We start from the raw sequence: 22,983 nt of genomic DNA on the forward strand, positions 1-22,983 counted from the left end.
ACTCCTTCCACGTTCCGCCTACCGAGTTAGCTGTCGGGTTCGGGCGGGTGGTTCGGAAGGTTTGCCCTACGGCCGTCTCCGTACAGGGAGTCGGGCCGATTCACCCCAGGTTCACGGTTGGGTCCCCGGCTCCGGCTGCCGCTGCGGCGCGCCGGACTCGGCGGAGGCCGCGCGGCCCGGCGACGTTCGCCGGTGGGGGTCATGCGGCCTGGTCGCACGGTAGCCAACTCGTGTGGCCCCTGTGAAGGTTGATGGGTGATATGCCCGATACATTTTCGTGACCTTACGCATGAGCGTTGCCGAGAGTGAGTGATCGAGGGGGATTGGTTGCAAGTCGTCCATAATTGCGAGGGTGTAGCAGGGCGTGATCATGTGGTCATGGAGGGCGACAATGCGCCGCCGGGCGGTCGGCCGGGGGCCCCGGTGCGGGGCGATGTTCTCAGGGCGGCGGCGGGCTGTCAGTGGGGCGCCCTAGACTCGGAGAGCGATGAGCAGCCTCTTTGACGACAGCTTCCTGGCGAACCTCCAGGCCCAGCGGGGCCCGGCCGACGAGCCCCCGCCGCCACCCGAGGACGATCATGTACCGGAGTCGATTCCGGACGATCTGTTCGGCGGGAAGTTCGACGCGCCCCCGGACCGGGACGCCTACTACCGCGACGGCGCCCCCCGCCCGGTGATCGACTCCGCCGCGCTGCTGGAAGGGCTGAACGACAACCAGCGCGCCGCCGTCGTCCACTCCGGCTCCCCGCTGCTCATCGTGGCCGGAGCCGGCTCCGGCAAGACCCGGGTGCTCACGCACCGTATCGCCCACCTGCTCGCCGAGCGGGACGTGCACCCGGGCCAGATCCTCGCGATCACCTTCACCAACAAGGCCGCCGGCGAGATGAAGGAACGCGTCGAGCAGCTCGTCGGCCCGCGCGCCAACGCCATGTGGGTCATGACCTTCCACAGCGCGTGCGTGCGCATCCTGCGCCGGGAGAGCAAGAAGCTCGGCTTCACCTCCTCCTTCTCGATCTACGACGCCGCCGACTCCAAGCGCCTGATGGCCCTGGTCTGCCGCGACCTGGACCTCGACCCCAAGCGCTTCCCGCCCAAGTCCTTCAGCGCCAAGATCAGCAACCTGAAGAACGAGCTGATCGACGAGGAGGACTTCGCCGCCCAGGCCACCGACGGCTTCGAGAAGACCCTCGCCCAGGCCTACGCCATGTACCAGTCGCGGCTGCGCGAGGCGAACGCCCTCGACTTCGACGACCTGATCATGACGACGGTCAACCTGCTGCGCGCCTTCCCGGACGTCGCCGAGCACTACCGCCGCCGCTTCCGCCATGTGCTGGTGGACGAGTACCAGGACACCAACCACGCCCAGTACGCCCTCGTCCGCGAGCTCGTCGGCACCTTTGAGCACCCCGTCGACGTCCCGCCCGAGGCGGAGGTCCCGCCCGCCGAGCTGTGCGTGGTGGGTGACGCCGACCAGTCGATCTACGCCTTCCGCGGCGCGACCATCCGCAACATCCTCCAGTTCGAGGAGGACTACCCGGACGCCACGACGATCCTTCTCGAGCAGAACTACCGCTCCACGCAGACGATCCTCAGCGCCGCCAACGCCGTCATCGAGCGCAACGAATCCCGCCGCCCCAAGAACCTGTGGACCAACGCGGGCACGGGCGCGCAGATCACCGGCTACGTCGCCGACACCGAGCACGACGAGGCGCAGTTCGTCGCCGAGGAGATAGACCGTCTCACCGACGCGGGCGACGCGAAGGCCGGCGACGTCGCCGTCTTCTACCGCACCAACGCCCAGTCCCGTGTCTTCGAAGAGATCTTCATCCGCGTCGGCCTGCCCTACAAGGTCGTCGGCGGCGTCCGCTTCTACGAGCGCAAGGAGGTCCGGGACGTCCTGGCCTACCTGCGCGTGCTCGCCAACCCCGAGGACTCGGTGCCGCTGCGCCGGATCCTCAACGTCCCCAAGCGGGGCATCGGCGACCGCGCCGAGGCGATGATCGACGCCCTGTCCCAGCGCGAGAAGATCAGCTTCCCGCAGGCGCTCAAGCGCGTCGACGAGGCGTACGGCATGGCCGCGCGCTCCACCAACGCCGTCAAGCGGTTCAACACGCTGATGGAAGACCTCCGCACCATCGTCGAGTCCGGCGCCGGACCGGCCACGGTGCTGGAGGCCGTCCTGGAGCGCACCGGCTACCTCGCCGAGCTCCAGGCCTCCACCGACCCGCAGGACGAGACCCGGATCGAGAACCTCCAGGAACTCGCGGCCGTCGCCATGGAGTTCGAGCAGGAGCGCGGCGAGGAGGAGCAGAGCACCCTGTCCGACTTCCTCGAGCAGGTCGCGCTGGTCGCCGACTCCGACCAGATCCCCGACGAGGAGGACGGCGACGGCGTCATCACCCTGATGACCCTCCACACCGCCAAGGGCCTGGAGTTCCCCGTCGTCTTCCTGACCGGCATGGAGGACGGCGTCTTCCCGCACATGCGCGCCCTCGGCCAGACCAAGGAGCTGGAGGAGGAGCGGCGCCTGGCCTACGTCGGCATCACCCGCGCGCGGGAGCGGCTCTACCTGACCCGGTCCACGCTGCGCAGCGCCTGGGGCCAGCCCTCGTACAACCCGCCCTCCCGGTTCCTGGAGGAGATCCCGCCGACCCACGTGGAGTGGAAGCGGACGGGAGGGACCGCGCCCGCGTCCTCCGGGCCGGTCTCGGCGGTGGCGGCCTCGCTGTCGTCGTCCCGCTCGCGCTCGTCGGCGTCGGGCGCCTCCGGTTTCGCCACGCGCCGCACCTCCGAGAAGCCCGTGGTGTCGCTGGCGGTCGGGGACCGGGTCACGCACGACCAGTTCGGACTCGGGACCGTCGTCGGGGTCAAGGGCACGGGCGGCAACGCCGAGGCGACGATCGACTTCGGCGACACCAAGCCGAAGCGGCTGCTGCTGCGGTACGCGCCGGTGGAGAAGCTGTAGCGCCCTGAGACGGGCCGGTGGGCCCCTGTCCGCTCGACGGACGGGGGCTGCCGGGACGTTACGCCGGGTCGATGCCGTGGCTGCGCAGCCACGGGAGCGGGTCGATCGCCGAGCCGCCGCCCGGGCGCACCTCGAAGTGCAGGTGCGGGCCGGTGGAGTTGCCGGAGTTGCCGGATCGCGCGATCGGATCGCCGGCCTTCACGGTCGTACCCGAGGGGACCGTGTAGGTGGAGAGGTGGCAGTACCACGTCTCCGTGCCGTCCTTCGCGGTCAGGATCAGCATGTTGCCGTACGCGCTGTTCCACTGCGTGCGGACGGTGCCGTCGGTCGCGGCCATCACGGTCGTGCCGTACGAGACCGGGAAATCGATGCCGGTGTGCAGGGACATCCAGTTGATGCCGGACTGGCCGTAGGTGGCGCTGAGTCCGTGTCGCGCGACCGGCAGGGCGAACTTGGGGCGCAGCCGCTCCTTGCGGGCCGCCTCCTCCGCCGCCCTCTTCTTCTCGGCCGCCTGCTGGGCCTTGAGGTCGATGCGCTCCTGCGTACGACTGGCCCGGTCGGCGAAGTCGTCGGCGCCGGCGGACAGGCTCTGCAACTGCGTGTCCAGCTTGTTGTTGGCGGCGGCCGGCTTGACCGGCTGCGCGTCCGCCGCGGTCGTCTGCGCCTCCGCGGCGCTGTCGTCGGAGAACGCGCCGACGGAGGCGGCGGCGATCCCGGCGACACCCATCACACAGGCCGAGGGCACCGCGATGGTCATCAGCGCCGAGCGCTTGGGGGGCGTACGGCGGCGGGAGCGGGACCCGGCGCGCGAGGCCGCCCGGGAGGACGGGGCCGGAGTGACGTCCTCCTGGCCGTCCAGCAGCGGGGCGACGACGGGCAGTTCGCCGGTGGCGGTCGGCTCACCGCCGTCCGCGGCGGGGCCGCGGTAGTCCGTCCCGGCGGATTCGTCGTACGTGACCTGGTCGAACGTCGCGGTCTCGAGCTGGTCGAACGGCGTGGTCTCGTGCTGGTCGAAGGTTTCGGCGGGGTGCTCGTACGCGTCGGGGGCCGATACGGCGGTGCCGTCGGAGTTCCACTGCGTCGCGTCGTAGGCGCCCGTGTCGAAGGTCTGCGTGCCCCACTCCCATTGCTGGGTGTGGTCGGCGGGGTTGCCGCCCTGGTCGGGCTGGAGCCAGGCGCCCGCGTCCCACTGCCCGGTGGCGTCGGGGGAGGGGGCTTGGGAGGGGATGGCCGACATCGGTTGCTGCTCGGCCGTCCAGGACGTCGTGTCGTAGACGCCGGTGTCGTAGGCGGCGTGGTGCTGGGCCGCGTAGGCGTCGTAGTGCACGTTCTCGTGCGTGCCGGTGGGCCAGTGGCCGGTGTCGTAGGCGCCCGTGTCCTGGCCGCTGCCCGGCATGTCGCCGAAGAGGGGGTCGGTCGCGAAGCTCGCGGTGGCGTGCCCGGTGGCGTCGAAACCGGCACCCTGGGTACCGGTGACGTGGGCACCGGTGGCGTCAAAACCGGTGGCGGCGTAGTCGCCGTACGTGGTGAAGTCGCCGTACTGGGCTTCCTGGGTGCCGTACGGCGCGTAGTGCGCGGAGGCGGCGTCGGAAGCCGGAGCCGGGGTCATGGTCCCCGACGGGTGACGGTCGTTCACCAACTTCTCTTTCGCCTCGACAACAGGGGCTGCCAGAGCAGTGCGGCGACTGTACCCGGCGGTACGCGGGCACGACAATCTTCTGCAGGTTTCGCGCGCGCAGGAAACGGGCATTCGGCCGTGTTTTGGCGGACGGCGGGCACGGGTTTGGCTCTGTGTTCGAAGTTTGTTCGAGCTTGATCGGTGCTGTGGTGTCGAGTGATCGCTGTATGACGAGTCTCAGGCCACTGTCAGACCGGCGCTGTGTTCGGTGGACGGTTCACCCGGGAGGGCCGTGTCGAGGACCTGCCGTATGCCGTTGGCGACGGCGGGGTGCACGGGCAGGGCGAGATGACCGATGCCGGTCACGCGCACGTTCTGCGCCATCAGGTCGGGATGGTCGATGCAGGCCGTCTCCGGCGGGTCCATCACATGGTCCAGGTCGCTCCAGAAACCGACGAAGTGCGTACGGCAGTCAGGGGCGGGCAAAGCGAGCTCCTCGAGCACCGGTGAGCCGGGGCGCATCTGGCGCACGATGGGGTGCGCGTTCGCCACGGGCATCACTCGGGTCCCCGAGTGCGGCGTGCCGAGCGTGACAAGGGTCCGCACGCGTGCGTCGCCGCCGAGCCGCTGCACGTAGTAACGCGCTATCAGGCCGCCGAGACTGTGCCCGACGACATCGACCTGCCCGGCCCCCGTGCGCTCGCAGATCTCCTCGATGCGACGGCCGAGCAGTTCGGCGGCGGCGCGTATGTCGCAGGTCAGCGGCGAGTAGTTGAGAGACTCGATCTGCTGCCTGCCGTGCTGGGCGAGGCTGCGGCGCAGCAGGACGAAGACCGAGCGGTTGTCGATGAAGCCGTGCAGCAGCAGGACCGGCGGCTTGGCCTCCGTGGGCAGTTGGGCGGTGCCGTCCGCGGGCAGGGCCGGGACGGGGGCGCGCCGCTCCTGGGTGATGCCGGAGGGGTAGAGGACGAGATGCCCGGCCAGGATCGCGATCTCCAGTGCGGTGGCCTTCAGGAGAGCCAGGGAGAGTCCCGCCAGCCTGCTCGGCAGCAGGCGCTCGCAGAACGGAAGAAAGGGCAGAGCCGCCCTGGTGACCTTCATGGCCGACCTCCTGTCGGCACGCGGGAGGACGCCTCCGCCCCCCGTGTGCCCTCGTGGAAAGCAGCTGCGAAGACGGCCGGCGATGACCGCGAGAGCGGCGTGAGCCGCGTGAGCTGCGGGGGTAGAGCGCGGCGTGTGGCGTGTGTGACGCCGGTGGTGCGACGGAGGTCCCCGATCGGTGGGGTGACGAGGCTCCCCGCTGGTGCGCCGTGTCTGCCTTGCGTGCCCTGCGTGCGGTGCTTGCCCTGCGTGCCTTTTCCTTCGCCGAGGCGCCGTCCCGCCGCGGTGCGTGGTGGATGCGGCGATACGGCGACCTCGGTGCGGCTCCCCTTGCGCTTGTCCCATCGTGTGATTTCCCCCTCGCTATCCACCGCGAAACTGCCGGTTGCGGGATCCTGGAGATAACGTTCGTTCACTTGCCCGGACGTTTCGGGGCGGGGTGTCCGTGCGGTGCGGCGTGTACGGCTTGCCCGATGTGTGCGGTACTTGTCGGTACGGATGGATGTAGTCGCTTCATGGAGGCAGTGATGGGTGTGGCAGCCGGTCCGATCCGCGTGGTGGTGGCCAAGCCGGGGCTCGACGGCCACGATCGCGGGGCCAAGGTGATCGCGCGGGCCCTGCGCGACGCCGGTATGGAGGTCATCTACACCGGCCTTCACCAGACTCCCGAGCAGATCGTCGACACGGCGATCCAGGAGGACGCCGACGCGATCGGGCTGTCCATCCTCTCCGGAGCGCACAACACGCTCTTCGCCGCGGTGATCGAACTGCTCAAGGAGCGGGACGCGGAGGACATCCTCGTCTTCGGCGGCGGGATCATCCCCGAGGCGGACATCCCCCTGCTGAAGGAGAAGGGCGTCGCGGAGATCTTCACCCCGGGCGCGACGACGGGGGCGATCGTGGACTGGGTCCGGACCAACGCCCGCCAGCCCGCGCAGGCGTAGGACGCCGGCGGCCCGGTCCGGGCCCCCTTGTCCGGCCGGGGCCGGTGCGTCCCCGGTTCGGCGGGGCGCGACGACTGTTTCCCGAGGCCGCCCAGGTCGTCGGCGGGCGTCAAAGCGGCCGGGACTCGGGCGGCACCTGGTGCCGGATGCCGTGTGGAGAGAGTCGGGCAGCGGATTGCGGCGCGCCTCGCCGAAGCCGCGGACGAGGGTCAGGCCCCTCCCAGCTCCTCGGTCATGGCCGCGCGTAGGCGCAGGGTCGTGACCAGGCGCTGGAAGGCCTCCGCCCAGTAGCCGCCGGCTCCCGGGGACGCGTTCTCCGGCTCGTCGGGCACGGCCAGCAGGGCGTCGAGCCGGGAGGCCTCGGACGGATCGAGGCAGCGCTCGGCCAGGCCCATGACTCCGCTGAAACTCCATGGATAACTCCCCGCGTCCCGAGCGATGTTGAGCGCGTCCACCACCGCCCGGCCGAGCGGCGCCGCCCACGGCACCGCGCACACCCCGAGCAGCTGGAAGGCCTCGGACAACCCGTGGGCGGCGATGAAACCGGCCACCCACTCGGCCCGTTCGGCGGCGCCCAGCGTGCCGAGCAGCTTGGCGCGTTCGGCCAGGGACACCGCACCCGGTCCGCCCGCGTCCGGCGCCGACGGCTCGCCGAGCAGCGCCCGTGACCATTCGGCGTCCCGCTGGCGCACGGCCGCCCGGCACCACGCCGCGTGCAGTTCGCCCTGCCAGTCGTCCGCCACCGGCAGCGCCACGATCTCCCGGGGCGTGCGCCCGCCGAGCCGCCGCGGCCAGGTCGCGAGCGGGGCCGCCTCCACCAACTGACCGAGCCACCAGGACCGTTCCCCCCGCCCCGCGGGGGCCTTCGCCACCACGCCGTCGCGTTCCATGCCCGGATCGCACTCGTGCGGGGCCTCGACGGCGATCGTCGGAGCGCTCTTCATGGCTCCGGCGGGTTCCGCGTCCTCGACGCCGGCCCCTCCGGGCCGCGCGGTCCGCATGTGGTCGATGGCCACACACGCCCCCGCCCTGACCGCCATCCGCGCGGCCAGCGCCGAACCGGGCAGGGCGGACAGCAGTTCCGCCGCGGTCGCCCGGACGTTGCGGCTGCGGTCGGCCAGGGCCTGCTCCAGGAACGGCTCGTCGTCCGGGCCGAGGCCCGCGCGCAGGGAGTCGAGGAACATCAGCCGGTCCTCGGCCCGTTCCATCGCCCATGTCGACGCGAGCAGGTCGCGAGCGGCGGCCGGTTCGCGGGAGCGCAGGGCGGACAGCAGGGCGACACGCTCGGCGAACAGGCCCTCCTGCCAGAGCTGCCGGACCCTCTCGTCGTCCTCGGGGTGCGGCAGGGCCGCTCCGCCGCCCGGGCTCGCGCGCAGGGCGAACCGCCAGTCCGGGTTCAGCCGGGCCAGCCACAGGGCACGCGGCCCCGCGAACTCCAGCGCCGCCGGGCGCAGATCGGTACGGCCCCGGGCCGCGTCCAGCAGCGCCGGGAGCACCTGCGCGGGCGGTGCGAACCCACGGGCGTTCGCCACCGCGAGCCACTGCGGCAGCAGCTCCGTCAGATCGGGCGCGGCGCCCCGCCGGCCGCCGCCGGACGGGCCGGGGCGGTCGGCCAGCAGCATCGCGAGTCTGCGGGCGGCCGCCGGGGGCAGGGCCGGACGCGGGTCCTCCGGGGCGGGTCGCGGACGCTCGGCCGCCCGCGCCGGACGCCGACCGGCCCGGCGCCGTACGGTTTCCACGGCCGCCGCGTCCAGCAGGGCCGCGGGCGCGTCCGGGCCCGGCGCGGTGCCCGGCGGGGTGCGGCGGTCGGTGCCCAGCAGCGCGGTGGTGACGAGCCCCTCCCAGACGTCCGCGCCGGGCGCGTCCACAGGAGCGGAGGTCCTGGTCATGAGGTTCCTTTCCGCGGGGCGCCCGGTGGTTGAAGGCTCGCCCTTACCGGTTGTCCCGTGATGCCTGAAAGATTCTTGGATCTGTGGGATGGGCGTGAGCGGTTGCAGCGCCGTGGGCGAGACCGACGTCGGCTCAGCACAGCGCGACCGCGTCACCCGGGCCCTCGGGCCAGGCCGTCAGCGGGGTGAAGCCCAAGTGGCCGTATTCGCCGAAGACTCTGACCGGGGCACCGGCCGACAGGGCGACGAGCCGCCACAGGCCCGGCCGGGAGCGCGCGGCCGGAGTGAGCGGCAACGCCGCGTCCTCATCGGCGTCCGCCAGCTGCCAGGCCTCTCCGTCCGGGGCCGGAACGACCCGGTCCAGCGTCACCGGGACGGACTCCAGCCACGGATCGTCGCGCAGGGCGTCGCCGTAACGGGCCGCCGCCTGGGACGTCGTCATCCCCGGCGGACGTATCGACGCCGGCGCGGGCGGGGCGAACTGCTCGCCCAGGGCCACCCGCGGCTGCCCGGAACCCGGATACGCGGACACCTCTGCCTCCAGGGCCAGCCCCACCGGCAGCGCCAGCTCCGGGGCGCGGCCCGCGGCGCCATAGGAGAGGAGCAGGACGGTGCGGTGCGAGTCGGCGCCGTGCAGCCAGATCCGGCGGGTCGTCAGGCGCGGGTCCGTCGTGTCGTACTGGGCGAGGACCAGCCAGCGGTCGCGCAGCGGCGGGCCGTCCGCCGAGGCCGGAAGGCCCGTGCGGGAGCGGACCGTGGCGGCCAGGCCGTCCGGGAGCCGCTCGCGGCGCAGCCAGCCCTGACCGAGGAGATGCAGCAGCGCGCACTCCTCCAGCAGCCGCACCGGCCAGCCCGCACCCGTGGACGGGATCGCCCCCAACTCCCGCACCCGGCCCGCCAGACCCTGTGCCTGGGCGTCGACCATGCGGGCCGCTGTCTCCTCCCAGAGGCCGTACCCCGACTGCTCCGCGGTCGCCAGGCCGCCGCGCAGCAGATCGGCCAGACGCTGCTCCAGCTCCACCGCGCCCGACGTGACCCGCTCGGCCCGGCGCTCCGCCCGGCGCCGCGCCGCCTCCGGATCAGCGGACCCGGACGGCGCACCGGAGACGTCCCCGGCCTTCTTCTCCGCGCGCCTGCGCCGCCCCGCCGCCCACTCCTCGGCCCACTCCGGGGCCTGCCCCGGCGGCACGGCCGCGTCGTCGGCGGCCCACAGCAGCAGCAGCCCGAGAGCGTGTTTGCACGGGAACTTGCGGCTCGGACAACTGCACTTGTACGCGGGGCCGGAGGCGTCCGCGATGTCCACGACCGTCTGATACGGCTTGCTTCCGCTGCCCTTGCACAGCCCCCACACCGTCCCCTCGTCGGAACTCCCCGCCTCGGACCACGGCCCTGCCGCGCCGAGTTTGCATCCCGCTTTGCGTGATGCGGCGTCAGGCGCCAGTGCCAGCACCTGGTCCGCGGTCCAGCGCACCCCCTGCTGAGTCATGCCATCGAAGGTAGATCCCGCCACTGACAATCGGGTCCGCGAGCGGCCTCGGCAGGGCGTTTTCGCAGGTCGGGACGCATTGTCAGTGGGGTGGTGCAACGTTGGTGCCAGATCCGAACCGGCCGAGCTGGAGGGGGACTTTGCCATGACTGTGTCCGTGGAGCCGACGTCCGTCGAAGCGGGGGAGACGGAAGCCGCCCAGGCGTTGCGACCGCACGCCGAGGACGCCTTCGCGCAGGAACTCGCCGCGCTGGCCGCCCAGGACGATCGGCCGCGCCCGGCCCGCTGGAAGCTGTCGCCGTGGGCCGTCGCGACCTACCTGCTCGGCGGCACGCTGCCGGACGGCACGGTGATCAGTCCCAAGTACGTCGGCCCGCGCCGCATCGTCGAGGTCGCCGTCACCACGCTCGCCACCGACCGCGCCCTGCTGCTGCTCGGCGTGCCGGGCACGGCGAAGACCTGGGTGTCCGAGCACCTGGCCGCGGCCGTCAGCGGCGACTCCACGCTGCTGGTGCAGGGCACCGCCGGCACCCCGGAAGAGGCCATCCGCTACGGCTGGAACTACGCGCAGCTGCTCGCCCACGGCCCGAGCCGCGACGCCCTCGTGCCCAGCCCGGTGATGCGGGCCATGGCGGAGGGCATGACGGCCCGCGTCGAGGAGCTGACCCGGATCCCGGCCGACGTGCAGGACACGCTCATCACGATCCTGTCGGAGAAGACGCTGCCGATACCGGAGCTCGGCCAGGAGGTACAGGCGGTCCGCGGCTTCAACCTGATCGCCACGGCCAATGACCGCGACCGCGGGGTCAACGACCTGTCCAGCGCCCTGCGCCGCCGCTTCAACACGGTGGTGCTGCCGCTGCCGGAGAGCCCCGAGGCCGAGGTCGACATCGTCTCGCGGCGCGTCGACCAGATCGGCCGCTCCCTCGACCTGCCGGCCGCGCCCGACGGGCTGGTCGAGATCCGCCGGGTCGTCACGGTCTTCCGCGAGCTGCGCGACGGGGTCACGGCCGACGGCCGGACGAAGCTGAAGTCGCCCAGCGGCACGCTGTCCACGGCCGAGGCGATCTCCGTCGTCACCAACGGGCTCGCCCTGGCGGCTCACTTCGGCGACGGCGTGCTGCGGCCGGGCGACGTCGCCGCGGGCATCCTCGGCGCGGTGGTCCGCGACCCGGCGGCGGACCGGGTCATCTGGCAGGAGTACCTGGAGACGGTGGTCCGCGAGCGGGACGGCTGGAAGGACTTCTACCGGGCCTGCCGTGAGGTGAGCGTGTGAGCGACACGGGGCCGGAGCCGCGGGCGGTGGGAGGACGGCCCCGCGCGGTGGGGCGGTGGCCTCGCGCGGTGGGGCGGCGGCCGGCGGCGGGTTCGGGTGGGGACGTGCGGGGCGGGAGGGGGTTGAAGTGACCGGTGTGGAAAGCGCCGTGGGCCAGGGGGCCGGGGCGGGGCCGGTGCTGCTCGGGGTGCGGCATCACGGGCCCGGGTCGGCACGGGCGGTGCGGGCGGCGCTGGAGGAGCTCCGGCCGCGGGTCGTGCTGATCGAAGGGCCGCCCGAGGCCGACGCCCTGATCCCGCTCGCCGCCGACGAGGAGATGCGGCCACCGGTCGCCCTGCTCGCCCACGCCGTGGACGAGCCCGGCCGCTCGGCGTTCTGGCCCCTGGCCGGGTTCTCCCCGGAATGGGTCGCCCTCCGCTGGGCCCTGGACCACGACGTCCCGGCCCGCTTCATCGACCTGCCGGCCACGCACACACTGGCCTGGGGGAGCCAGGAGGACGCGGAGGCGCCGGAGGGCGAACGCCCGCTGGACGCAGAGACGGTGGCGGAGGAAGGCGACACCGGCCCAGGCCCCGCCGCCCTGCGGATCGATCCGCTCCGCGTGCTCGCCGAGACCGCCGGCTACGACGACCCCGAGCGCTGGTGGGAGGACGTCGTGGAGCACCGGGGTGCGGGGGAGGGCGACGCCCTCGCGCCGTTCACCGCGCTGGAGGAGGCCATGGGCGCACTCCGGGAGACCTACGGCAGCGGCGGGCACGACCGGGACCTGGTGCGGGAGGCGTACATGCGGCTCCAGGTGCGGGCCGCGCAGCGGGAGTTCGACGACGCGGTGGCCGTCGTCTGCGGGGCCTGGCACGTGCCCGCACTGCGGCGGAAGACCACCGTCGCCGCCGACAAGGCGCTGCTCAAGGGGCTTCCCAAGGTCAAGACGGACCTGACCTGGGTGCCGTGGACGCACCGGCGGCTGTCCCGGAGCAGCGGGTACGGCGCCGGTATCGACTCGCCCGGCTGGTACGGACACCTGTTCAGCGCCCCCGATCGGCCGGTGGAGCGGTGGCTGACCAAGGTGGCGGGGCTGCTGCGCGCCGAGGACCGGATCGTCTCCTCCGCCCATGTCATCGAGGCGGTACGGCTGGCCGAGACCCTCGCCGCGATGCGCGGCCGTCCGCTGCCCGGCCTGAGCGAGACGACCGACGCGGTGCGGGCCGTGATGTGCGAGGGCTCGGACGTGCCGCTGGAACTGGTGCGGGACCGGCTGGTCGTGGGGGACGTGCTGGGGCAGGTGCCGCCGTCCGCGCCGGCGGTGCCGTTGCAGCGCGACCTCGCCCGGCTGCAACGCCGGCTGCGCCTGAAGCCGGAGGCGCTGGAAAGGGAGCTGGAGCTCGACCTGCGCAAGGAGAACGACGCCGCCCGCAGCAGACTGCTGCACCGGCTGCGGCTGCTCGGCATCGCATGGGGCGAACCGGCCGCCTCGCGGGGCAGCACGGGCACCTTCCGGGAGACGTGGCGGCTGCGCTGGGAGCCCGAGCTGTCCGTTCGGATCGCCGAGGCAGGAGTGTGGGGCACGACCGTCCTGTCCGCCGCGACAGCCAAGGCCGAGACGGACGCCGTCACCGCGCAGGGCCTCGCCGACGTCACCGCACTGGCCGAGCACTGCCTCCTGGCCGAACTGCCCGGCGCACTGCCGACGGTGATGCGGATCCTCACCGACCGGGCGGCCCTCGACACGGACGTCGGCCATCTCGCCCAGGCACTCCCGGCCCTGGTCCGCTCCCTGCGCTACGGCGACGTGCGCGGCACGGACACCGGTGCCCTGGCAGAGGTCGCCGCGGGACTGGCCGAGCGGGTCTTCGTCGGGCTGCCCCCGGCCTGCGCCGCGCTCGACGCGGACGCCGCCGACGAGATGCGACGCCATGTGGAGGCGGTGCACCAGGCCGTGGGCCTCCTGGGCGACGCGCCCGCGACGGGACACGGCCGGCTCAGAGGCCGCTGGCAGTCGGTGCTGCGGGTGCTGTCCGGGCGGGACAGCGTGCCCGGGGTCATCCGGGGGCGGGCCGTGCGGCTCCTGCTCGACGACGGGGAGCTGGCCCATGACGAAGCCGCCCTGCTGATGGGACTCGTCCTGTCACCGGGCACACCGCCGACGGACGCGGCCGCGTGGATCGAGGGCTTCGTCGGAGGGGGCTCCGGCGGCGGGCTGCTCCTGGTGCACGACGAGCGGCTGCTCGGGCTGGTCGACGCGTGGCTGACCGGGGTTCCCGCCGAGGCCTTCACGGACGTACTGCCCCTGCTGCGGCGGACGTTCTCGGCGTACGAGCCCGGGGTGCGCCGGACCCTCGGTGAACTGGTCCGGCGCGGGCCGGGGGCCGGGGGTGGCGCGGCCGCCGCAGGCGCGAGGACACCGGGCTTCGCGGCCGACCTCGACCTGGAGCGCGCGGACGCCGTGCTGCCGGTCGTACGGCTGCTGCTCGGGCTGGACGACGTGGACGAGAACACCGACAACGACCTGGCGGGGGTGACGGTATGACGACCGTGGCACTGAGGGAGCGGACGACGACGCCGGCGGGGGACACCGCGACGGGCGGACTCCGGGTGGAAGTACGGCCTGCGACGACCGTGCCGGTGATCCCGCTGTGGGAACGGCCTCGCAAGGAAGGACGGGGATGACGGCCGAGGCGACGGACCCGGCGCAGGAGCGGCTGCGGCGCTGGCGGCTCGTGCTCGGAGGGGACTCCGCGGACGGCACCGGCTGCGCGCTGTCGGGGCGGGACGCGGCGATGGACGGGGCGCTCACCGCGCTCTACGGCAAAAAGGACGGCAGGTCACAGGGGGGCCGGGACCGTTCGGCGGGGCTCGGGGCGTCGGCGCCGTCGGTGGCGCGCTGGCTCGGGGACATCCGCACGTACTTCCCGTCCTCCGTCGTGCAGGTCATGCAGCGCGACGCCATCGACCGGCTCGGTCTCGCCACGCTGCTGCTGGAGCCGGAGATGCTGGAAGCGGTCGAGGCCGACGTGCATCTCGTCGGCACGCTGTTGTCGCTCAACAAGGCGATGCCGGAGACGACGAAGGAGACGGCCCGGGCCGTCGTGCGCAAGGTCGTCGAGGACCTGGAGAAGCGGCTGGCGACCCGCACCCGGGCCACCCTCACCGGCGCGCTCGACCGCAGCGCCCGGATCAACCGGCCCCGCCACCACGACATCGACTGGAACCGCACCATCGCGGCCAACCTCAAGCACTACCTGCCCGAGTACCGAACGATCGTGCCGGAGCGGCTCATCGGGTACGGGCGGGCGAACCGGTCCACCAAGAAGGAGGTCATCCTCTGTATCGACCAGTCGGGATCCATGGCGGCATCGGTGGTGTACGCCTCGGTGTTCGGGGCGGTGCTCGCCTCGATGCGGACGATCTCCACGCGACTCGTCGTCTTCGACACGGCGGTCGTGGACCTCACGGACCAGCTGGACGACCCGGTCGACGTGCTGTTCGGCACACAGCTCGGCGGTGGCACGGACATCAACCGGGCGCTCGCCTACTGCCAGTCGCAGATCACCCGGCCCGCGGAGACGGTGGTCGTGCTGATCAGCGACCTCTACGAAGGCGGCATCCGCAACGAGATGCTCAAGCGGGCCTCCGCGATGAAGGCGGCGGGTGTGCAGTTCGTGACGCTGCTGGCCCTCTCGGACGAGGGGGCACCGGCGTACGACCGGGAGCACGCGGCGGCGCTCGCGGCGCTGGGGGCACCGGCGTTCGCCTGCACGCCCGATCTGTTCCCGGAGGTGATGGCGGCCGCGATCGAGAAGCGCCCGTTGCCGATACCGGACGCGGCGTGAAGGGCCCGGCGGGAGGAGGCAGATGACGCCGTGTCGACGTGCCGTCGTCCGACTTGGCGCAGCAAAACGGACATGACGGGCCATCGGTAAGCAAGGGCTTGCGCAACCTCCGCACTCCCGTGCGAGGATCGGCGCCTGCTCGGCCGTGCGTGCTGCCGGCCGGGCAGTGCCGCTTCCGTCGCACGGGAGGAAGCTCCCCCTCTTGACCTGGTCAGCAGCCCTGCCCGATGCCGCGTTGCGCGCGCTGCGCACAGCGGCCGGGCGGCGTGCGCTCCAAGTGGCGCTGCTGGTGGGTGGCTTGCTGGCCATCGGGCTGCTGTGCGGGGAGCGGGCGTATGCGGAGAGCGGCGTAGGGGCGCTGCCGGAGGGGCGGGGCGGGCAGGTCATCGGCGGCGTTCACGTCCCGGGGGGTGCGCGGGACCGGCTCGGGCGCTCTGCCGGTGACGCGGAGGGGGCCGCGAGCGAGGGGGTGGCAGACAGCCGGGTGAAACCGCCGTCGCTGTCGCCACCATCGCCGTCGGCCCTGCCATCGTCCTCGCAGTCGCAGTCGCAGTCGCAGTCGCAGTCGCAGTCGTCCGAGCGGGCGTCGCACGCGGGGCGGCCGGAGCCGCAGAGGGAGCCGTCGCACCCGGCGCTGCCCAAGCCTTCGTCGCGCCCTGTGCTGCCCGACCTCCCGGCTCTGCCGCACTCCCCGGCTCCGCCGAACCTCCCCGTGCTAGCCGACCCCCCGGCTCTGCCGAACCTCCCGGCTCTGCCGAACCCCAGGGTTCCAGCCGCCTCGCCGACACCGCCCTCTTTGCCAGGGCTCCCAGTCCCACCCTCGCCAGGGCTCCCAGCCCCACCCGCCCTGCCCAGCCTGCCAAGGCTGCCCGGCTCACCCGCCCTGCCCCCCTCGCCAGCGCTGCCCGACTCACCCTCGCTGCCGGGCCTGCCGAGCCTGCCGAGCCCTCCGAGCCTGCCGGGTCTTCCGGACCTGCCGAGCCCTCCGAGCCTTCCGAGCCCTCCGAGCCTGCCGGGTCTTCCGGACCTGCCCGCACTCCCGGGCAGTGACCCCGCGCTCCCAGGCTCGCCTCCCCTCCCCGCTCTCCCCCTCCCCGCTCTCCCTCTCCCCGCCCCGGACACGGCCGGCCCGCAGTCGGGTGGGGTGACCACGCCGGTGGTCGACGCGACCGGGCCGTCGCGGCAGGCCGGAACACCGGGCGCCGCCGGCCACGGCAACGAGCCCCACGCGGCACCCGCAGGCGGCCCGATGGCTCCCGGTGTTCACACGCACCACGTCAGACGCGCACATAACACCGGGCACATCAGCCACTCCGGGCCGTCCACCCACCCCGGAAAGCCCACGCACGTCGGACCCACCCCGGCCGACCACTCGCCCGGTGGTCGTCCCGACGGGGCGCTCGGCAACCGGTCCCTGGCCGACAGCGGCTCGTCGCGGCACGGCGACGTCCATGCCGTCACCCCGGGCCTCCGGGTGCCGCTGACGCTCGTACCCGGGCTCGTGGCCCGTACCGACGCGGCCGATGCCCGGGGCATCCACCAGGACATCCCCCTCTTCCCCGGCTAGTACGGGCAGAGCGCCGAGGCTTTTCCGTCGTCGGCCCGCCCTCTGCGGCGGAGAGATCCCCCAGCTCTTCACGAGACGTCACGCCCGGACGGCCGAAAGCCGTCGGTGGTCCGAGGCCGAAACCTCGTGGAGGGGTCGATCGGTCCCCATTGGGGTGGGGGCCACCCGACCCGAGCCCCGGAAGGGCCGGGCCCTGAACAGGGCATTCGCGTTCCTCCGGGGGTGTCCGGCGGGCCTCACCGGGCCAACCCCAGCCCGGTGAGGCCCCTCACCCGCTCCTCACACCCGGCACGCCGTGCCAGAGAGCACGGCATCATGTGACAGGTATCACCGCTCAGGTGTGACCCTCGATTTAGAGGCCCCCCGGAAGCAGGGATAACCTGCGAGACGGACATGCCGCGCGCTCGGACACCGTGTGCGCCTCCCTTGTGACAGACAGCGGACGTCACGTTGCCCTCGCGGCACGCCCACGCAGACAACGAACCGCGAGATCACTGATAGGGACGGAAGCGCGTGGACCTGTTCGAGTACCAGGCGAGGGACCTCTTCGCCAAGCACGATGTACCGGTGCTGGCCGGTGAAGTCATCGACACGCCTGAGGCGGCCCGCGCAGCCACCGAGCGCCTCGGTGGCAAGTCCGTCGTCAAGGCCCAGGTGAAGGTCGGCGGCCGCGGCAAGGCCGGCGGCGTGAAGCTGGCGGCGACCGCCGACGAGGCGGTCGAGCACGCCACCAACATTCTCGGCATGGACATCAAGGGCCACACGGTCCACAAGGTGATGATCGCCGAGACGGCCCCGGAGATCGTGGAGGAGTACTACGTCTCCTTCCTCCTGGACCGTGCCAACCGCACCTTCCTCTCCATCGCGTCCGTCGAGGGCGGCATGGAGATCGAGGAGGTGGCGGAGACCCGCCCCGAGGCCGTCGCCAAGACGCCGATCGACGCCAACGTGGGCGTGACCCCCGAGGTCGCCCGCCAGATCGTCGAGGCCGCGAACTTCCCGGCCGAGGTGGCCGACAAGGTCGAGAACGTCCTGGTCACCCTGTGGAAGACCTTCATCGAAGAGGACGCGCTCCTCGTCGAGGTCAACCCGCTGGCCAAGGTCGCCTCCGGCGAGGTCATCGCCCTGGACGGCAAGGTCTCCCTGGACGAGAACGCCGAGTTCCGCCAGCCGGAGCACGAGGCCCTCCAGGACAAGGACGCGGCCAACCCGCTCGAGGCCGCCGCCAAGGAGAAGAACCTCAACTACGTCAAGCTCGACGGTGAGGTCGGCATCATCGGCAACGGCGCGGGTCTCGTCATGAGCACCCTGGACGTCGTCGCGTACGCCGGTGAGGCGCACGGCGGCGTGAAGCCGGCCAACTTCCTCGACATCGGTGGCGGCGCCTCCGCCGCCGTCATGGCGAACGGCCTGGAGATCATCCTCGGCGACCCGGACGTCAAGTCCGTCTTCGTCAACGTCTTCGGTGGCATCACCGCCTGTGACGAGGTCGCCAACGGCATCGTCCAGGCGCTGCAGCTGCTCAAGGACAAGGGCGAGGAAGTCACCAAGCCCCTGGTCGTCCGTCTGGACGGCAACAACGCGGAGCTCGGGCGCAAGATCCTCTCCGACGCCAACCACCCGCTGGTGCAGCGCGTGGACACCATGGACGGAGCGGCCGACAAGGCCGCCGAGCTCGCGGCTGCGAAGTAAGGGACGAGGGACTAAACAGCCATGGCTATCTTCCTCAACAAGGACAGCAAGGTCATCGTCCAGGGCATGACCGGTGCCACGGGCATGAAGCACACCAAGCTCATGCTGGCCGACGGCACGAACATCGTCGGTGGCGTGAACCCCCGCAAGGCGGGCACGTCCGTCGACATCGACGGCAACGACATCCCGGTCTTCGGCACGGTCGCCGAGGCGATCGAGAAGACGGGCGCCAACGTGTCCGTCCTCTTCGTCCCGCCGGCCTTCGCCAAGGCCGCCGTCGTCGAGGCCATCGACGCCGAGATCCCGCTCGCGGTCGTCATCACCGAGGGCATCGCCGTCCACGACTCGGCCGCGTTCTACGCGTACGCCGTGTCCCAGGGCAACAAGACCCGGATCATCGGCCCGAACTGCCCCGGTCTCATCACGCCGGGCCAGTCCAACGCCGGCATCATCCCGGGCGACATCACCAAGCCGGGCCGCATCGGCCTGGTCTCGAAGTCCGGCACGCTGACGTACCAGATGATGTACGAGCTGCGTGACATCGGCTTCTCCTCGGCCGTCGGCATCGGTGGCGACCCGGTCATCGGCACGACCCACATCGACGCGCTCGCCGCGTTCGAGGCCGACCCCGACACCGACCTGATCGTGATGATCGGTGAGATCGGCGGCGACGCCGAGGAGCGGGCCGCGGCCTTCATCAAGGAGAACGTGAAGAAGCCGGTCGTCGGCTACGTCGCGGGCTTCACCGCGCCCGAGGGCAAGACCATGGGCCACGCCGGCGCCATCGTCTCCGGCTCCTCCGGCACGGCCGCCGCGAAGAAGGAGGCCCTCGAGGCCGCCGGCGTCAAGGTCGGCAAGACCCCGACCGAGACGGCCAAGCTGGCGCGCGAGATCCTCGCCAGCTGAATCACGCCGTAAGGGCTGCATCACGCCCGACGGCTGCATCACGCCGCACGGCTGGATGACGCCCGATGGTTGCATCACGCCGGACGGCTGCATCCACGCCGGACGGCTGGATGACGCCGGATGGCTGAGCCGCGGAGCTCATCGGTGGGCCCGTCCCTGCACAGGGGGCGGGCCCACTGCCGTATCCGCGCTTCCGCAGCCGGTCACCGCGGCTGCGGAAGCAGCCGGTCCGGTCCCTTCTGCTCCTCCTCGCGCAGCTTCGCGCGCAGTTCCTGCTCCGACTCCGACAGTGGTCCGGGCGCGACCGGTGGCGGTACGCCCTGAACCGTCTCTCCCGCCGGCACCGGTGGCTCGTAGTGGGTGGGGGCCGTGCGGACGGTGAGGGCCGTGGTGCCGATCAGGGCCACCGTGAAGGCGATGGCGGCCCGGGTCCAGAACCGGGCCCTGCGTTCCCCGCCCTTCCGCACGACCGGCGGTTTCGCGGCCCGCAGCCGCTCGATGGACGCCAGCTCGACCAGCCGCCAGTGCAGTGTCTCCGGGTCCGCCAGCTCCGGCAGCCGCTCGGCGAGCGCCTCGCGCGCGTGTGCCAGCCGGTTCACGGCCGCGCGGGTGCTCGCCTCGGTCTCCGCCGCCGTCTCCGGCAGGCCGAGCCCGACGCCGTCGTAGAGCACCAGCGTGCGGCGGTAGGACGGCGGGAGCTGCAGCAGGGTGTCCATCAGCGCCCGGTCGAAGGCGTCGGCCGGCGGCGGCTCGGGGTGCCGGTGACGCAGCCGGAGCCGGTGCCAGGGGGAGAGGGCGCACTCGTAGGCCAGCGCGCGCACCCAGCCCGCCGGGTCGCGGTCGCGGGCCACCTCGGGCCAGCGCTGCCAGGCGATCTGGAAGGCCCGCTCCACCGACTCCCGGGCCAGTTCACGGCGGCCGGTCAGCAGATAGGTCTGCCGGACGAGCGCGGGTGCGCAGAAGGCGTAGAGCGCGTCGAAGGCCTGATCGGGGGTCAGCGCGGTGATGGCGTCGTCCGGGCGGTGCGGGGGTGTCGTACGTCGGCGTTCGGTGAGGATGACGCGGTGTCCGTGCGGGACGGCGGTGCGGCTGTGGTGCGGGGCGGGGGTGCGGCTGTGGTGCGGGGCGGGGGGACGGCTGTGGTCCGCGACGGGGGTGTGGCCGTGGTCCGGGACGGTGGCGGGGCCGCGTCCCCGGTCCTTCGCGGCGGGCGGTCGCTTCCGGTCGATGGCGGCGGCCTTGCGCGGGGCCCGGGCGGTTCGCCGGGAGACCGCGGCCGGGGGTGCCGGCTCGGGGACGTCGTCATCGACGGCGTCGTCCTGAGGTGGCGTCACCTCCGACTCGTCACCCAGCGAGTTGAGCAGCTTCGCGTACTTCTCCCCTTTGCGGCCGCGCGGCGTGACACGGCCGGTCTCCCATCCGCGCACCGTCTCACCGGTGACGCCCACCCGGGAGGCCAGCTGAGCCCGCGTCAGCGAGGCTGCCTCACGCAGGCGTCGGCGTTCCTTGGGCGGTGGGAGCGGCAGGGCAGGGCTCTGCGTCACAGGGCGCCCCTCCGTCCGAAAAAGTACATAAACGTATTTTGAGCGACACAGCGAGGGTTCGCCTGTTACGCCGGTAAAGCGCGTGTCGTTGGGAGCATGGCGGCGTGACCGAGATGACCGCTCGCCGACGTTCGCCGTCACCCCTGCTCACCCGGATGCGTGACCACTCGCCCGGGCTCGCCGGCGGCCTCACGGGTGGCGCGCTCGCGGCGGGCCTCGGGCTCGCGTCGTTCGCCATGCTCGTGATGCTGCTGTGGATCCTCTCGCCGTACCCGGACAGCGGGCCCGGCGGCGCCATGCACGTGGCGGCGGCGCTGTGGCTGCTGGCGCACGGCGCCGAGCTGGTCCGCACCGACACGCTCTCCGGCGTTCCCGCCCCCCTCGGCGTCCCGCCCCTGCTGCTGCTCGCCCTGCCGGTGTGGCTGCTGCACCGGGCGGGACGGGACGCCACGGACGGCGGGGGTGAAGGCGAGGACGACGACTGTGAGAGCGACGACGAGGGGAGCCTCGCCGTCGCCGCGAGCCGGCCCCTGACCTCCCCCCGTACCGCGTGGACGGGCGTCGTCCTCGGCTACCTCGGCGTCGCCGCGCCCGCCGCCCTCTACGCCGCCGGGGGTGTGCTGCGGCCGTCGTGGGTGTGGACCGTGGTGTGCCTCCCGCTGGTCGCCGTCGTGGCGGCGGGGGCGGGCGTGTGGTCGGCCTACGGCCGTCCGGGCCGGCCGCTGCGGCGGTTGCTGGGCGTGCTGCCGGCGGGAGTACGCCCCCTGGTGCTCGGCCCGGACGGGCGTCCCGGCATCGCCGCCCGGGCCTCGGCGGCCGGGGTGGCGGTGCTCCTGGGGGGTGGTGCGTTGCTGGTGGTGGGGTCGCTGGCGTGGCACGGTGCGGCGACCCAGGCGTCGCTGCTCCGGCTGACCGAGGGGTGGTCGGGGCGGTTCGCCGTGCTGCTGCTGTGCGTGGCCCTGCTCCCGAACGCGGCGGTGTGGGGCGCCGCCTACGCCCTCGGTCCCGGTTTCGCCCTCGGCACCGGCCACGCGGTCGGCCCGCTGGCCTCGGCGCCGGCCCCGTTCCTGCCGCCGTTTCCACTGCTGGCGGCGGTACCGGAGGCGGGGGAAGGGGCGCCGTTGCACTGGGCGGCCGGGGCGGTGCCGGTGGTCGCCGCGGTGGTCGTGGGCTGGACGGTGGCCACGGGTGCGGTGTCGGCGGAGCGTGGTGGGACAGGGCCGGGCAGCACGCGGGCGGCCGACTGGTCGACCGGCCGCACCGTCCGTGCCGCCGCGCTGGCGTCGATGCTGTGCGCTGCCGTGCTCGCGGTGCTGGCCGGGCTGTCGGGCGGCCCGCTCGGTGCCGGCGTGCTGTCCCGGTTCGGCCCGGTCTGGTGGCAGGCCGCCGCCGCGACGCTGGCCTGGCTGGGGCCGCTGGCGATCCCGACGGCGGTGGGAGTACGGGCCTGGCGGTGCCGGTCGGCCCGGGCGGAGGAGCCGAAGATCGGCAAACAGCGGGAGGACAGGGCCGAGGGCACCCACGGGGCCGGACGGCTGCGGAAGGGGGCCCGGCTCGGCCGCGGTCGGTTCACGCGCACGGGAGTGGCCGGGATCGCGGGAGTGGCCGGGGGCGTGGCCGGCACCCGGGGTGCAGGACGGGCCGACGGCTCTCGGACTGCTGGGTCATCCGCGGGTGACGAGGGCGCCGAGGGTTTCTGGGGTGCCGGGGTCGTGGACGGCACTCGGGGTGCTGGAGCCGCTGACGGGCCTCGGGGCGCCGGACGAGCCGCGGGCACGCGGGGTTCCGGGCGATCCGGGGGCGGCGACGACGCCGGGGTCTTCTGGGGAGCCGGGGGCCCGGGCGCTGACTGGGGTGTCGGGCACGCCGGGCCTGATGCCGCGCCGATGGGCAGGATGCCGTCGTCCCACACCACGGACCCGGCGTCGAACGCGCCCCTCGCGCCTCACGCCCCCTACGAGCCCTTCGATCCCTTCGAGCACGACGCCCTCTACGGCCCGCTCGACCAGGACCGCGAAACGGGCTTCGGGCTCTACGACTTCCTGCCGTCCGACCCGGCCCCCTCCGACCGGTCCGCCCCGCCGGAGAGCACCTGAGACGTCAGCCGTCAGTCATCAGGCATCAGCCATCGGTCGACAGGCATCGGTCGACAGCCATCGGTCGAC

15 protein-coding genes and 1 riboswitch are annotated in these 22,983 nt (G+C 72.9%); of the genes, 9 read left to right on the forward strand and 6 right to left on the reverse strand.

Features of this window, described 5'->3' with window-relative positions; genetic code table 11:
* A riboswitch (cyclic di-AMP (ydaO/yuaA leader) is annotated at positions 1–159 on the reverse strand.
* A gap of 328 nt (positions 160–487) precedes the next feature.
* A complete protein-coding gene (pcrA, locus tag QOL88_RS24190) occupies positions 488–2,965 on the forward strand; it encodes a DNA helicase PcrA (RefSeq protein WP_097219416.1) in 2,478 nt (825 codons plus the stop codon).
* A gap of 58 nt (positions 2,966–3,023) precedes the next feature.
* On the opposite strand, the gene QOL88_RS24195 is transcribed toward pcrA, so the two are convergent.
* Together QOL88_RS24195 and QOL88_RS24200 are read right to left on the reverse strand one after the other, a co-directional pair.
* Complete coding sequence (locus QOL88_RS24195; RefSeq protein ID WP_097219418.1) at positions 3,024–4,601, reverse strand: M23 family metallopeptidase; 1,578 nt, start codon at positions 4,599–4,601, stop codon at positions 3,024–3,026.
* Positions 4,602–4,820: 219 nt separating this feature from the next.
* Positions 4,821–5,684: an esterase/lipase family protein gene (locus QOL88_RS24200; protein ID WP_097219421.1), complete on the reverse strand. Its 864-nt coding sequence runs from the start codon at positions 5,682–5,684 to the stop codon at positions 4,821–4,823.
* Between the two features lie 527 nt (positions 5,685–6,211).
* Between QOL88_RS24200 and icmB the strand changes: the two genes are divergently transcribed.
* Positions 6,212–6,628, forward strand: coding sequence for a coenzyme B12-dependent isobutyryl CoA mutase small subunit (gene icmB / locus QOL88_RS24205; protein ID WP_097219423.1), 417 nt, complete (start codon positions 6,212–6,214; stop codon positions 6,626–6,628).
* A gap of 209 nt (positions 6,629–6,837) precedes the next feature.
* Here icmB and QOL88_RS24210 read toward each other — a convergent pair whose 3' ends face one another.
* Positions 6,838–8,517, reverse strand: a complete 1,680-nt coding sequence (locus QOL88_RS24210; RefSeq protein ID WP_097219425.1) for a DUF5691 domain-containing protein — start codon at positions 8,515–8,517, stop codon at positions 6,838–6,840.
* Between the two features lie 133 nt (positions 8,518–8,650).
* A complete protein-coding gene (locus QOL88_RS24215) occupies positions 8,651–10,003 on the reverse strand; it encodes an SWIM zinc finger family protein (protein ID WP_097219427.1) in 1,353 nt (450 codons plus the stop codon).
* 145 nt (positions 10,004–10,148) lie between these two features.
* On the opposite strand from QOL88_RS24215, the gene QOL88_RS24220 reads away from it, so the two are divergent.
* The 3 genes from QOL88_RS24220 to QOL88_RS24230 all read left to right on the forward strand — a co-directional run bounded on the left by QOL88_RS24220 (position 10,149) and on the right by QOL88_RS24230 (position 15,109).
* A complete protein-coding gene (locus tag QOL88_RS24220) occupies positions 10,149–11,279 on the forward strand; it encodes an ATP-binding protein (RefSeq protein ID WP_030842011.1) in 1,131 nt (376 codons plus the stop codon).
* Between the two features lie 127 nt (positions 11,280–11,406).
* Complete coding sequence (locus QOL88_RS24225; protein ID WP_097219429.1) at positions 11,407–13,806, forward strand: DUF5682 family protein; 2,400 nt, start codon at positions 11,407–11,409, stop codon at positions 13,804–13,806.
* Between the two features lie 136 nt (positions 13,807–13,942).
* The gene (locus QOL88_RS24230) at positions 13,943–15,109 is read left to right on the forward strand and encodes a VWA domain-containing protein (RefSeq protein ID WP_097219431.1); all 1,167 of its coding nucleotides are present in this window, start codon (positions 13,943–13,945) and stop codon (positions 15,107–15,109) included.
* A gap of 211 nt (positions 15,110–15,320) precedes the next feature.
* Here QOL88_RS24230 and QOL88_RS24235 read toward each other — a convergent pair whose 3' ends face one another.
* Complete coding sequence (locus QOL88_RS24235; protein ID WP_143668883.1) at positions 15,321–15,509, reverse strand: hypothetical protein; 189 nt, start codon at positions 15,507–15,509, stop codon at positions 15,321–15,323.
* 744 nt (positions 15,510–16,253) lie between these two features.
* Between QOL88_RS24235 and QOL88_RS24240 the strand changes: the two genes are divergently transcribed.
* The 3 genes from QOL88_RS24240 to sucD all read left to right on the forward strand — a co-directional run bounded on the left by QOL88_RS24240 (position 16,254) and on the right by sucD (position 19,274).
* A complete protein-coding gene (locus QOL88_RS24240) occupies positions 16,254–16,676 on the forward strand; it encodes a hypothetical protein (protein WP_097219434.1) in 423 nt (140 codons plus the stop codon).
* A 513-nt stretch (positions 16,677–17,189) separates the two neighbouring features.
* Entirely contained in the window at positions 17,190–18,368 is a 1,179-nt protein-coding gene (sucC, locus tag QOL88_RS24245; RefSeq protein WP_030842026.1) for an ADP-forming succinate--CoA ligase subunit beta, read from the forward strand.
* 21 nt (positions 18,369–18,389) lie between these two features.
* Complete coding sequence (gene sucD / locus QOL88_RS24250; protein ID WP_097219437.1) at positions 18,390–19,274, forward strand: succinate--CoA ligase subunit alpha; 885 nt, start codon at positions 18,390–18,392, stop codon at positions 19,272–19,274.
* 203 nt (positions 19,275–19,477) lie between these two features.
* Here the strand turns inward: sucD and QOL88_RS24255 are convergent, their stop codons facing one another.
* The gene (locus tag QOL88_RS24255; protein WP_097219440.1) at positions 19,478–20,818 is read right to left on the reverse strand and encodes a helix-turn-helix domain-containing protein; all 1,341 of its coding nucleotides are present in this window, start codon (positions 20,816–20,818) and stop codon (positions 19,478–19,480) included.
* Between the two features lie 113 nt (positions 20,819–20,931).
* Between QOL88_RS24255 and QOL88_RS24260 the strand changes: the two genes are divergently transcribed.
* On the forward strand, positions 20,932–22,914 hold the full coding sequence (locus QOL88_RS24260; RefSeq protein WP_257028082.1) for a cell division protein PerM: 1,983 nt from the start codon (positions 20,932–20,934) through the stop codon (positions 22,912–22,914).
* The last annotated feature ends 69 nt before the right edge of the window (positions 22,915–22,983 follow it).

The organism is Streptomyces sp. Ag82_O1-12 (assembly GCF_900182715.1).
GTDB classification, from domain to species: domain Bacteria; phylum Actinomycetota; class Actinomycetes; order Streptomycetales; family Streptomycetaceae; genus Streptomyces; species Streptomyces massasporeus.